The sequence below is a fragment of the bacterium genome (assembly GCA_040756715.1).
Taxonomy (GTDB): domain Bacteria; phylum UBA9089; class UBA9088; order UBA9088; family UBA9088; genus JBFLYE01.
The window spans coordinates 1-12,975 of sequence record JBFLYE010000211.1; the positions used below are offsets into that span (position 1 = coordinate 1).

The 12,975-nt window shown below is 37.2% G+C and carries 13 protein-coding genes; 6 read left to right on the plus strand and 7 right to left on the minus strand.

From position 1 onward, the window contains the following. The 4 genes from AB1397_08205 to AB1397_08220 form a co-directional block, all read right to left on the minus strand. On the minus strand, positions 1–231 hold a 231-nt coding region (locus AB1397_08205; GenBank protein ID MEW6482953.1), incomplete at its 3' end, for a hypothetical protein. A gap of 186 nt (positions 232–417) precedes the next feature. After that, entirely contained in the window at positions 418–723 is a 306-nt protein-coding gene (locus AB1397_08210; GenBank protein ID MEW6482954.1) for a PaREP1 family protein, read from the minus strand. 72 nt (positions 724–795) lie between these two features. Then, complete coding sequence (locus tag AB1397_08215; protein ID MEW6482955.1) at positions 796–924, minus strand: hypothetical protein; 129 nt, start codon at positions 922–924, stop codon at positions 796–798. Positions 925–952: 28 nt separating this feature from the next. Beyond that, entirely contained in the window at positions 953–1,714 is a 762-nt protein-coding gene (locus AB1397_08220) for a hypothetical protein (protein ID MEW6482956.1), read from the minus strand. A 345-nt stretch (positions 1,715–2,059) separates the two neighbouring features. On the opposite strand from AB1397_08220, the gene AB1397_08225 reads away from it, so the two are divergent. From AB1397_08225 to AB1397_08240, 4 genes are read left to right on the plus strand one after another with little or no spacing between them, the layout of a single operon-like run. Continuing rightward, on the plus strand, positions 2,060–3,196 hold the full coding sequence (locus AB1397_08225) for an aminotransferase class I/II-fold pyridoxal phosphate-dependent enzyme (GenBank protein ID MEW6482957.1): 1,137 nt from the start codon (positions 2,060–2,062) through the stop codon (positions 3,194–3,196). Positions 3,197–3,206: 10 nt separating this feature from the next. Next, positions 3,207–3,605, plus strand: coding sequence for a Holliday junction resolvase RuvX (gene ruvX / locus AB1397_08230; GenBank protein MEW6482958.1), 399 nt, complete (start codon positions 3,207–3,209; stop codon positions 3,603–3,605). A gap of 12 nt (positions 3,606–3,617) precedes the next feature. After that, on the plus strand, positions 3,618–4,163 hold the full coding sequence (gene thpR / locus AB1397_08235) for an RNA 2',3'-cyclic phosphodiesterase (protein ID MEW6482959.1): 546 nt from the start codon (positions 3,618–3,620) through the stop codon (positions 4,161–4,163). Next, positions 4,160–4,837 (plus strand): 7-carboxy-7-deazaguanine synthase QueE, encoded by a 678-nt coding sequence (locus AB1397_08240; GenBank protein ID MEW6482960.1) that lies wholly within the window; start codon positions 4,160–4,162, stop codon positions 4,835–4,837. Before thpR ends, AB1397_08240 begins: the two co-directional genes overlap by 4 nt. On the opposite strand, the gene ligA is transcribed toward AB1397_08240, so the two are convergent. Together ligA and carB are read right to left on the minus strand one after the other, a co-directional pair. Further along, complete coding sequence (gene ligA / locus AB1397_08245) at positions 4,823–6,853, minus strand: NAD-dependent DNA ligase LigA (protein ID MEW6482961.1); 2,031 nt, start codon at positions 6,851–6,853, stop codon at positions 4,823–4,825. The two genes, AB1397_08240 and ligA, sit on opposite strands and share 15 nt — an antisense overlap. Position 6,854: 1 nt before the next feature. Continuing rightward, positions 6,855–10,076, minus strand: coding sequence for a carbamoyl-phosphate synthase large subunit (carB, locus tag AB1397_08250; GenBank protein MEW6482962.1), 3,222 nt, complete (start codon positions 10,074–10,076; stop codon positions 6,855–6,857). A gap of 98 nt (positions 10,077–10,174) precedes the next feature. Between carB and AB1397_08255 the strand changes: the two genes are divergently transcribed. Together AB1397_08255 and AB1397_08260 are read left to right on the plus strand one after the other, a co-directional pair. After that, positions 10,175–11,170: an LptF/LptG family permease gene (locus AB1397_08255; GenBank protein ID MEW6482963.1), complete on the plus strand. Its 996-nt coding sequence runs from the start codon at positions 10,175–10,177 to the stop codon at positions 11,168–11,170. Further along, positions 11,167–12,183, plus strand: coding sequence for an LptF/LptG family permease (locus tag AB1397_08260; protein ID MEW6482964.1), 1,017 nt, complete (start codon positions 11,167–11,169; stop codon positions 12,181–12,183). The genes AB1397_08255 and AB1397_08260 overlap by 4 nt, the downstream gene beginning before the upstream one ends. Before the next feature lie 19 nt (positions 12,184–12,202). Here AB1397_08260 and AB1397_08265 read toward each other — a convergent pair. After that, positions 12,203–12,975: beta-ketoacyl-ACP synthase 3 (locus AB1397_08265; GenBank protein ID MEW6482965.1), on the minus strand; the 773-nt coding region annotated here is incomplete at its 5' end.

Sequence of the window (12,975 nt, forward strand, 5' to 3'; positions counted from 1 at the left end):
CACATTAAATCTCTCCTCAAATACCTCTCTGGTTACAAGCTCCTTTCTTAACTCATCCTTTAACTCAACCTTTATCTGGCCCTTTCTCTCAACGATTACTTCTTTTGCCTTTTCATCAATGGCAGAGATTGCTGCCTCAAAAGCCTTAGCAAAGGTCTCTGCCTTCTTTCTTTCACCCAATGCCTCTTCTAATAATTCAAAGGCTTCTCTTGGTAATGCATAGGTTATCATCTTTATTTTATTGTTTTAATCTTTAGGATAAATTTTTTGCAAGCAATTTTTTTGTATCGTAATTGTTTAGCTTTTTCTTTTAAATTGGAATGGTATGGTAAGACTACCCCCTCAGGCTTCGCCTGCCACCCCTTTAACACCCCGTCAGACCTTACGGTCGCGAAGCGACGGGGTGTTTCCCCTCTTTTAGACATCATCCTTGGTAAGCCAGCCTTCGTAAAAATTTATATGTAACATACCTGCCAAACCGAACTGTTCCCTTATCTTTTGGTCACCCAGTTCTTTAGATATCTCTCCTACATCTTGAAACAGCTTGGCATGGCCATCATGCGGCCAGCCCTTCATTTCACAATAAGCCTTCAGGATTTGGGTGGCTGCACCCCAATATTTCTCTCCAGCCTGACGCAAGTCGCCATTCTTAATCTCTTTATCACCTTGTCCGATGTATTTATCTGCCTGATCTACATATTGTTTTGCTTTAAGGTTATCCATTTTTGACTCTTAAAAATTGTTGTCAACAATTATAAAATTTATTCAAAAAACTTGTTCATCCCCAGTCACACTTTATCCTCCATTTGATAAAATATTGTCTATAATTTTGAGAGCAGTTTCTTTCCTTGTTGCCTCATACCTTTCAAGCTCAAGCCTTCCCTCTTTCAAAAACCCCTCGGCTAATTGTAATCTTTTATTCATTGCTTTACTTCCCATTTATTATCTTTTTTTAAACCAACTCAATTCCAAAAGTCTTGCAAACTTCAGCCATATCCCTTCCTTTTTGTAAGGTAACAAATACCTTTTTTGCTTGAGGGATGTTAAATTGCTTTTTTGCTATCTCTGCCTTGTCATTAAATCTTTCTACATCATCAGTTTCAGCATAGGATTTTATCTCAAAAACCAAAGCATAAGAATTATGGACATAGAGGTCTATTTCATAGCTTTTTCCCTTTTTTCCCATAATCCCCTCTTCATCTGTTATCTTCTTTCTCATCATAAGATACTCTGGCTTTAGCTCCGGTGTTTTCAGGACACATCTTAATGTTCCTGCAATTGTATCCTCCAAATTCCTACCTGCCCTCCCTTGAAGGCCTCCCACCACTACACCTACCCAATCGCTCTGATCTTCAAGTTTTCTATCCATTGCATCAAATCTTCTATTTGTTTCCTCTCTATGCTCCTCAAATCTTTTATTTATTTCCTCAAACTTCTTATCTGAGGCCTCCCTTAAGAGCTTTATCTCTTCCTGAACTTGTTCAAACCTTCTATCTACTTGTTCAAGCCTTCTATCTACTTGTTCAAACTTCTTATCTGAGGCCTCCCTTAAGAGCTTTATCTCGGAAAGCACCTGGTTTATCTCACCTTTTGTAGCAAATGCTTCACTTAAGACAATAGAGACCTCTTTTCTGAAATGGTCATCCCTTCTTAAGAGTATAGGAAGGACCCTTAAGATATGCTCCTCTTCTGCCTTTATCAATGTAGTAGCCATTCTAAAAGGATACAAACAAATTTAATTTTTTGCAAGAATTAGAATTTTGGTACGTGTTTAGCTAAAGCTAAACAATTGCAAATTGTAAATTGCAAATTGAGAGAGTGATGAATTTTTTATGATATTATTTTTACCTCTTTAAATTTACAATTTAAAATTTGCAATTTAAAATTTACAATGAAACAAAGCGTTTCTCCCTCTTTAATGAGGAAGCTTAAACACATATTAAGGTGCTAAACACATACCTTTCTTGACAAAAAGTGGTTGGATTTGTATATTTAAGTAGGAAATTATAGTGTTCGGGTGCAAAACTTCGGATAATCAAGAGGTAAACTATGGTAAAAAATGAATAGAAGATCAGATAGACTAAAAAGCCTTCCGGAGTATCCATTTGCCAGAATTACAAGGCTAAAGAAAGGGGTAAAGAGAGATATTATTGACCTGGGTATAGGAGACCCTGACTTACCAACCCCAGAATATATAATCTCTTCCTTAAAAAATGCAATAGATGACCCAATTACCCATCAATACCCTCCATACAATGGCTATCTTTCCTTAAGAAAAGAGATCGCTCTCTGGTATAAAAAAAGATTTAATGTAAGCCTTTCTCCCCATAATGAAATATTGCCTTTACTTGGTTCAAAGGATGGAATTTCCCATATTTTATTTTCCATAATCAATCCCTCTGACTATGTCCTTGTTCCAGATCCAGGTTACCCTGTTTATAAATCAGCGACAATCCTTGCCGGCGGTATTCCAAAGATTGTTCCCCTCCTTTCCCAAAATGGATTTTTACCCGATTTGGATAACATTGACCCAAAAGGGTGCAAGGCATTTTTTCTTAATTACCCAAATAATCCAACCGCTGCGGTTTGCTCTCTGGATTTTTTAAAAAACCTTGTATCCTTTGCCAGAAAAAACAACATTATTATTTTATTTGACCTTGCCTATTCAGAGGTCTATTTTGATGAAAAACCCCCAAGTCTTTTGCAGATAGAGGGAGGAATAGATGTTGGTATAGAATTCCATTCATTCTCAAAGACATACAATATGGCGGGATGGAGGCTTGGTTTTTGTGTAGGCAATAGGGATATTATCCAATCCCTCCTTTCCCTTAAGACAAACCTTGATTCTGGAATTTTTGGAGCAGTGCAACATGCTGGAATTTCTGCCTTAAAAGATGAAGGCTTTGTTGAGGAAATGAGGAAAGTTTATAAAAGAAGGCTGGATATTTTGGCCTCAGGCCTTTCCTCTTGTGGATTTAAGGTAGATATGCCAAAGGCAACATTCTATCTTTTCCTTCCCATTAAAGGCTCATCTTTTGATTTTTCAGAAAGGCTTTTAAAAGATACAGGTGTTGTGGTAACCCCTGGGATTAGCTTTGGTGAATATGGTGAAGGGTTTGTCCGATTTTCACTGACCAGCCCTGATGATAAGATAGAAGAGGCGGTTGCTAGGATAAAAAAGGGATTTAGGATTTAGGGATTTATTTATGAGGATACTTGCTTTGGATGTGGGTGATAAAAGAATAGGCTGTGCAATATCAGATGAAGAAGGTAAAATTGCATTAGGCATTGATACAATTGAAATGGAATGTGCGATAGAATCTTTAAAAGAGCTCTTATCAAAATATAATCCCTCTAAAATTGTCTTTGGCCTTCCCCTTACTATGGATGGAAAAAGTGCACATCAGGCAGAAAAGGTATTAAAATTTGCTAGCAAGGTTAGTGAAATAACAGATATTCCTACCACCTTCTGGGATGAGAGGCTTTCTACAAAAGAGGCAGAAAGGGTATTGGAGGGAGTAAAAAAAGAAAAGAGGGATAGGGTGATCGATATGCTGTCAGCCCAGGTAATCCTGCAAGGCTTTCTTGGTGAAAGAAATGTATGAGAAGAAGAATAAATGAGGCTATTCATTGCTATTGAATTAGAGGAAAGAATAAAAGATGCAATTTCCCTTGCCATAAAAGAAATAAAAATACCTTTAAAGCCAAAATGGGTAAATCCAGCCAATTGCCATATTACCCTAAAGTTTTTAGGAGAGGTAGAAAAAGAAAGGCTTTCAAAGATTCTTGATGTTTTAAAAGATGAGGCATTAAAACACAAGCCCTTTACCATTTCATTTGGAAGCATTGGTGCATTTCCAAGAGAAGATTATCCAAGGGTTATCTGGATTGGGATTGAAAAGGGCTTTGATTCCCTTTCCTTAATCGCCAATTCCCTGGAAGATTCTCTTTTTAAAATAGGCTTTCCAAAAGAAAAAAGACCTTTTTCTGCCCACCTAACCCTGGCAAGGATAAAAAGCCCTCAAAAAACAAATTTGCTTTCCCCCTATCTTTCTAAAAGATTTATTATTGATGAAATGTCAGTTAAAGAAATTATGCTCATAGAAAGCAAGCTTACCCCAAAAGGCCCTATCTATACCGACCTCCAAGTCTTTCCCCTATGAATGCAAACATCAAAGAGGTTTTCCTTTCCATCCAGGGAGAAGGGCTTTGGATAGGAAAAAGACAAGTCTTTATTAGATTTTCAGGATGTAATTTAAGGTGTGATTTCTGCGATACAAAAGATGCACAAATACCCTCTAAAGAATGCCTTATTTTTAAGAAAAAAGTAAAAAATCCTATTGAAATAGGGCTGCTTAAAGAAAGCCTTAAGAAAAAAACCTTTCATTCAATATCCTTAACGGGTGGAGAGCCACTTCTTCAGATAGATTTTATAAAGGAATTTTTGAAAGAGAGGGAATATTTTGTCTGTCTTGATACAAATGGAAGCCTTCCCGATGAATTTGAAAAAATAAAAGATATTATTGACTTTGTTTGTATGGATATAAAGCTTCCCTCATCAACAAAAGAAAAACCTATTTGGGAGGAACATAAAAGGTTTCTTAAAAAGATAAAGGATGGTTTTGTAAAGATTGTTATAACAAAAGAGACAAGCAAGGATGATTTTTTAAAGGGTGTAAGGATAATAAAGGATATAGACCCAAAGATTCCCCTGGTTATTCAACCAGATGGAAAGGTAAGCTTTGATAAACCCTTTTCTTTTCAAAAAATGGCATTTAAGCAACTTTCTGAGGTTAGAATAATCCCCCAAATTCATAAGATATTAGGAATAAGGTGATATGAATCGTATGTTTTTAGCCTCCTTAGTATTGCCAAACACTTTGTCCTGTAAAAATTCCCCTGCGCTTATAATTGGAATATTAAGCCTTTTTGCCTGATGAAGTTTAGAGCCTGGCTTTTCTCCCACAATTAAATAGCTTGTTTTCTTTGATAGGCTTTCTTTAACCATACCACCAAGCTCTTCAATTATCCTCTTTAGCTCATTCCTTGTTATACCAGAAATTGCCCCGGTTATTACAAATTCCTTTCCTGTAAGGGCAAGCCCTTCCTTTTCCCCCTTTTCCAGATTAAGACCATAATCTTTAAGGGCTTTTATCAATTTTTGCACATCTTCCTGGGAAAAGAAGGAGATTATTTCATTTGCTGTTTTAGGTCCTATTTCATAAATGGAAATTAGCTCATCATAAGATGCTTTCATAAGATTATCTAAAGAGCCAAATTTTTCCTCCAAAAGAATGGATGTAGTAGAGCCAACGCCAGGGATTCCAATGCCATTTATCAGCCTGTTTAAGGGCATTTTCTTGCTTTTTTCAATTGCAGAGATAAGGTTTTCTGCCTTTTTTAAAGCCCATAGGGGAAGGGAGGTTAAATCCTCCTTTTTTAATTTATATATATCCTCTATTCCTTTAAGCAAGCCACAATCCACCAATTGAGAAACCACCCTTTCTCCCAAGCCATCTATATCAAGGCATCCCCGAGAGGCAAAGTATTCAATACGCCTCTTTATCTGGGCTTCGCAATTTATCCCTGTGCAATATATTCTTGCTTCATCCTCTTTTCTTACCACCGGTGCATTGCAAACAGGGCAGGTCTTGGGAAATTTATAAGGTTCGTTCCTTTTTTTAGCGGGAATTACACCAATAACCTTTGGAATAACATCCCCGGATCTTTCAACCATAACCCGATCTCCTATTCTTATATCCTTTTTCTTTATCTCATCCTCATTGTGCAAGGTTGCCCTTGATATTTTTGCACCCGCAAGGGATACAGGCTCTAAAATGGCAACCGGTGTAAGGCATCCGCTTCTTCCTACTTGAATTTTTATATCCAAAAGCTTGGTTGTCGCCTGTTCTGCCTTAAACTTAAATGCCGTTGCATACCTTGGGCTTCTTGCTGTAGTCCCAAGTATGCCTTGAAGCTCATATTGATTTACCTTTAGAACAACGCCATCTGTATCATAATCCAATGCTTTGCTTTTTTCTTCCCAAACTTTACAATATGTCTGGATTTGAGAAATATCCTTTGATAAGATAAAATTGGGATTTACCGGAAGGCCAAATCTAAAAAAGCTCTCTAATGCCTGATAATGTGTTTTGTAGGGAATGCTTGATTCGGAAAGTGTATGAACAAATATCCTTAAAGGCCTCTTTGCCACAATAGAGGGGTCAAGGAGGTGGAGGGAACCAGATGCTGCATTTCTTGTATTGGCAAATGGAGGGAGGTTCTCCTTTATTCTTTCTTCATTTATTATCTCAAGCCCTTTCTTGGGAAGATAGACCTCTCCCCTTACCTCAAGGTATTCTGGGAAATTCCCAAAAAGCTTAAGGGGAAGACCTGCTATTGTCTTTAGGTTTAATGTAATATCATCGCCAACATTACCATCGCCTCTGGTTATTCCCCTTGTAAATACGCCATTTTCATAAATTAAAGATACACCAACCCCATCAATCTTAAGCTCTACAACCCATTCAGGAGAAAAACCTAAAGCCCTTTTGACCCTTTCCATAAACTCCAATACCTCCTCAAATGAATATGTATTATCAAGGGAGAGCATGGGAATCCTATGCTTTACCTTTAAAAATTCATCGAGAGGCTTTCCCGATACCCTCTGGGTTGGCGAATCTTCTGTAATAAATTCAGGGTTTTCTTCCTCAAGCCTTTTAAGCCTTAAAAGGAGTTGGTCATACTCATAATCTGAAATAACCGGCAAGGAAAGGGCATAATACCTGTAATCGTGATACCTTATTTCCTCTCTTAATTTCTCTATCTCCTCCTTAATCGCCTTCAAGCGCATTTTAACCACAATTTTGCATTTTTAAAGTTTTTAAATGATATTCCTGGATAGACTTTACCTCCCTTTTTTCCTTTCTTAAGGCAGATATTCCAGCCGCGGTAGCCAATGCTCCATCTGATGTGGTAATAATAGGGATTGAAAGATTTAAGGCGGTTGTCCTTATTTTTATCTCATCCTTATGGGCTTTTTTCCCCGAGGGAATATTTATAACCAAAGATATCTTACCCTTCTTCATCATATCAACAATATCTGGTTTTCCCTCTCCTACCTTAAAGACCTTTTCTACCAAAATGCCATTTTTTTCCAGGAAATCCCTTGTATTTTTTGTGGCAGCAAGGCTAAACCCTAGCTCTAAAAATAGCCGAGAAGCCTCTAATATATTTGGCTTTTCCCTATCTGGAACACTCACAAAAACCCTGCCTGTTTCAGGCATAACCAGTCCTGCGGCAATTTGGCTCTTTGCATATGCACAGGAAAAGCTATTTGCAATTCCCATAACCTCTCCGGTTGATTTCATCTCAGGCCCAAGCAGACAATCTACGCCATAAAACCTTGTAAATGGAAAAACAGATTCCTTTACTGAAAAATAAGGGGGTGTAACTTCATCTGTAAAGCCAAGCTCTTTAAGGCTCTTTCCCAGCATAACCTTTACAGCAAGACCTGCCAAAGAGACACCAATTGCCTTGCTGATAAATGGGATTGTCCTTGATGCCCTTGGATTTACCTCCAAAATATAGATTTCTCCCCCTTTTACAGCAAATTGGATGTTAATAAGCCCAATCACATTGAGGGAAAGGGCAATTTTCTTTGTCGTTTCCTTAATTTCTTCAATTATATCTTTGCTCAATGTATGGGGAGGAAAAGCCATTGCAGAATCTCCTGAATGTATCCCAGCCCTTTCAATATGCTCCATAACACCACCAATTACAACAATTTTTCCATCAGATATGGCATCCACATCAACCTCTATTGCATCCTCAAGGAATTTATCGATAAGGATAGGCCGAGAAGAAGATACCTTGATTGCCCTTTCAATGTAGCTTCTAACATCATCCTCATCATAAGCTATCTCCATTGCCCTGCCACCTAATACATAGGATGGACGAAGAAGGACAGGAAAACTAAGCTTTTTTGCGATAGAACATCCCTCTTCAATAGATTTGGCATAACCATTTGGGGGCTGATTTAAAGAAAGGGATTTTATAAGCTCTGAAAACCTCTCCCTATCCTCTGCAATATCAATTGAGGAAACGGATGTTCCTAATATTTTAACCCCTGCATTTTCAAGTGGTATGGCAAGCTTTAGGGGTGTCTGGCCTCCAAGCTGGAGGATAACACCCAGGGGTTTTTCCTTCTCGATGATATTCATTACATCCTCATAAGTCATTGGCTCAAAATATAATTTGTCCGATGTATCATAATCCGTGGATACGGTCTCCGGGTTGCAATTTATCATAATTGCTTCATACCCTTCTTCCCTTAATGCGTAAACGCCCTGACAACAACAATAATCAAACTCTATTCCCTGGCCTATCCTGTTTGGACCAGAGCCTAAAATAATAACCTTTTTTCTCTCTGATACAGAAACCTCATCTTCTTCATCGTAGGTTGAATAATAATATGGTGTTTCTGCCTCAAATTCTCCTGCGCAGGTATCCACAGATTTAAATACTGGATTTATCCCAAGAGACTTCCTCATTTCTCTTATATCTTTCTCATCTTTTCCTACTAACCTTCCTATCTCCCGGTCAGAAAATCCATATTCCTTTGCCTTTTTCAACAATTTAAAATTTGCAATTTGCAATTTGCAATTTGCAATTTCATCTTCCATGCTTACAATTTCCTTTATGTTTCTCAAAAACCATGGGTCTATTTTTGTCCATCTATGGATTTCGCTAATCTTTATACCCTTTTTTATTGCCTTATAGATATAAAGTAGCCTATCTTTATTAGGGGCAAAAAGACCTGCAATAAGCCCTATATCAGAATCATCGGAAAAAAGCCCATACATATCCATTTCAAGGCTTCTTATGCCCTTTTGTAATGCCTCTTTGAATGTCCTTCCTATGCTCATAATCTCACCCACAGATTTCATTGATGTGGTAAGAATACAATTTGCATCTTTAAATTTCTCAAATGCAAACCTGGGAATCTTAACCACGCAATAGTCTATGGTTGGCTCAAATGATGCTGGTGTTTTCTTTGTTATATCATTTGGTATCTCATCAAGGGTTAAGCCAATTGCAAGCTTTGCGGCAATCTTTGCAATAGGAAAGCCTGTTGCCTTTGAAGCTAAAGCAGATGACCTTGAAACCCTTGGATTTATCTCAATGATTACTAATCTTCCATTCTTTGGACAAACCGCAAATTGGACATTTGAGCCACCTGTTTCAACACCTATCTTTCTTATCGCTGCAATTGAGGCATCGCGCATCTTCTGGTATTCCTTATCGGTTAATGTCTGAATCGGAGCAACGGTTATTGAATCTCCGGTATGAACGCCCATTGGGTCAAGATTTTCAATGGAGCAGATAATCACCACATTATCCTTTAAGTCTCTCATTACCTCAAGCTCATATTCTTTCCATCCTATAAGGGATTCCTCTATTAAGACCTCACCGATCATACTCTCATGAAGCCCCTGTTTTACCATTTCCTCAAATCTTCTTTGAGTCTCTGCTATTCCACCCCCTATTCCACCCAATGTATACGATGGCCTTATCACACAGGGAAATCCAATATCTTCTATAGCCTTCCTTGCCTCCCTTAAGCTCTTTACAACTATACCCTTTGGTATATCCAATCCAATTTCAGACATTGCCCTTCTGAAATACAACCTATCCTCTGCCCTTTTGATAGCATCATAATTTGCTCCGATCATTCTCACATTGTATTTCTCTAAAATTCCAGCTTCATAAAGCAAGGATGAAAGATTAAGGGCTGTTTGACCACCAATGGTTGGCAATAGGGCATCCGGACGCTCTTTTTTGATTATCTCCTCTAAAAAATCTATGGTTAAGGGTTCAATATAGACCCTTTCTGCTGTGTTTGGGTCTGTCATTATGGTTGCAGGGTTTGAATTGACAAGGACAACGCTGTAGCCCTCATCCCTCAATGCCTTACAAGCTTGTGTTCCAGAATAATCAAATTCACAAGCCTGACCAATCACAATTGGGCCAGAGCCAATGAGAAGGATCTTGTGAATATCAGAACGAGCTGGCATAATTTTAAATTATATAAAAGAAAATAGAAAAATATCAAAAATTTTTACCCCCTTTTTATAGAAATTTTAAGGAGATATATCATATAATAAAATGCAAAATGAAGCTATTTTATAGATACATTATAAAGGAGATAGGCATCATTTTTCTTGCCTCATGTTTATTTTTCCTCTTTATCTTAACAATGGAAGAGGCATTTTCTATCCTTAAATTTGGATTTTCCCTTACCACAATTAAGATTTCTCTTTTATTGATTGAAGAAGCCTTAGGAACTGCACTTCCCATGGCATTTCTTATGAGCTTGATTACAGGGCTAGCAAGGCTTTCTTCTTCTATAGTTATCATTCAATCATCAGGTATTGGTATAAGAGGGGTAGTTATATCCCTCCTTATTTTTTCCCTTTTTCTTTCCCTTTTTGCAAGGTTTATAAATGGCAACATTTCTCCTTCTGCATCATTTCATCTTAAATTGCTTCAGGAAAAGATAACAAAAAAGGATGTATTACTTGAAGAGAAGACATTTGTAAAGATACAAAATAAAGAAATTTATATAGATAAAATAAAGGATAAAAAGCTAATGGATATATACATCACAGAGGGAAAGGGAGAGAGGATAATATTTGCAAAGAGGGGAAAAATGGAGAATATGCTCCTTTCATTAGAAGAAGGCTCACTCTATGAGCTTGATAAAAATGACCCAAATATGTATCACATAATGAAATTTAGCTCATTTCATATTCCAATTAATCTAAAGATGGATATAGAAAAAACATCCATCTCTCATTTGACGCTCTCTGAGCTAAAAAGAAAAAAGAAAAACCCTTATATTTTAACAGAGCTCCATAAGAGGCTTTCCATCTCATTTGCCTGTTTCTTCCTTTCCTTAATAGCCATTCCACTTGGAATTAGGATAAAAAAGGAGGCAAGAATGTTTGGCTTGGGGGCATCAACCATAATTATTCTTCTATATTACATTATCTTTATCTTCTGTGAGGCATTATCAAAGAAAGGGGTTCTTTCTCCAATGATTCTATGGCTTCCCAATATGCTCTTTGGAATATTAGGCATTCCTTCCCTCTTTAAGCTTTTAAGATGAAACTCCTTTCTAAATATCTCCTTATAACCCTCATAAGACCATTTATTATCACCCTTATCTTAACAAATTGCCTTTTTCTTATTGGATATGCCTTCTCTTCCCTTGAATTCTTTCTCACATATAAGCCAGGGCTTATTGTTATATTGAAATATATATGCCTCAATATCCCCCAAAATCTTTTGTTCACCTTCCCCATCTCAGGGATTATAAGCATTCTTTCTTTAGGAACAAGGATTATAACAAAGGGTGAACTTAGGCTTCTTCTCTCATCAGGGGTATCAAAAATGGCTGTTGTCCTTCCCGTTATTTGCCTCTTTTTTCTATTAAGCCTTATCTTGCTTTGTTTTTCTGAGTTTCTTATTCCTCAATCCAATAGGAGCCATACTATCCTTAAAAAGGGGATAAAAGGGATTGTAAGTGAAGAAAAGCCCATTTCCCTTAAGCTTTCTAATGCCTTTGTTCATATTGGCTTTTTAGAGAAAAATAGGATAAGAAACCTTAAGATTCAAAGAGAAGACCTCATAATCTCAGCAAAACTCTGTGAATACAGAAATAAAAAATGGCATCTTACCGAGGGAATAGAAAGAAAAATAGAAAAGGGGGAGGTAAAAAAAGAGACAAATATCCCTATATTAAATTTTTGTCTTCCAAAGCCTGAGGAAATTAGGATTTTTGTGGAATCTAGCGAGGAGCTAATGAAACCAAGCATGCTTTTTAAGGCAATTGGGATTGCAAAAAGATATGGAATCTCTGATAAAAATTATCTCAAGGAGCTTCATTTTAAGATAGCATTTTCATTCTCAAGCCTTGTTTTAGCAATGATTGGTTTGGGAATGCTTACAAGTGGTTTAAAATTTGGGCTATATGGGAATATAGGGATTGCTTTGCTTATTTCCTTTATCTATTGGGAAGGGATGCTATTTTTTAGCCAAATGGATACCTCTCCCTTTCTTTGTTCCTGGGCAGGAAATATTATCGGCATCTCCATTGCTTTCAAGCTGTTGTCAAAATAGGCATAAGAAGCTTCAAAAGCTACCATTTTATAAGCATAGCCCCCCAGGTAAGGCCTCCTCCTATGCCAACAAGAAGGACAAGGTCTTCCTCCTTTATTTTTCCTGTTTTATTTGCCTCATCCAGAGCAACAATTGTTGAGGCAGAAAGCATATTCCCATATTTATAAAGGTTTATAAACATCTTTTCTTCAGGTATTTTAAGCCTCTTGGCAAGGAGGGTGATTATCCTTAAGTTTGCCTGATGTGGGATTACAAGGCTAATATCATCCATCTTAAAGCCTGTTTTAAAAAGAAGCTTTTCAATTGCCTCTGTCATATAAACAACAGCATATTTAAAAACCTCTTTTCCTTCCATTTTAATGGTTTCTCCCAAAGGAAGGGTTAATAGAGAAGCCAAAGAGCCATTTGTGTTAAAATAGCTTCCGATTATTCCTTTTTCATTGCTTTCCTTAAGAAGACAAGCACCCGCACCATCACCAAAGAGAACACAGGTATTTCTATCCTTCCAGTCAATAACCTTTGATGTGGCTTCAGCTGAGGTAATCAATGCCTTTTTGTATTGCCCAGATTCTATGAAAAATCTTCCGCATTCCAAAGCATATAAAGCACCTGTGCAGGCAGCAGATATATCAAAACAAGCAACATTCTTAAATGCCAATTTTTCTGCCAAGAGGGAAGCTGTGGAAGGAAATATCATATCCGGTGTTGATGTTGAAACAATTATAAGGTCAATATCAGGCTCTACAATATCAACTGAGGCAAAATATGCAATATCGGATGCCTTTGTATTTT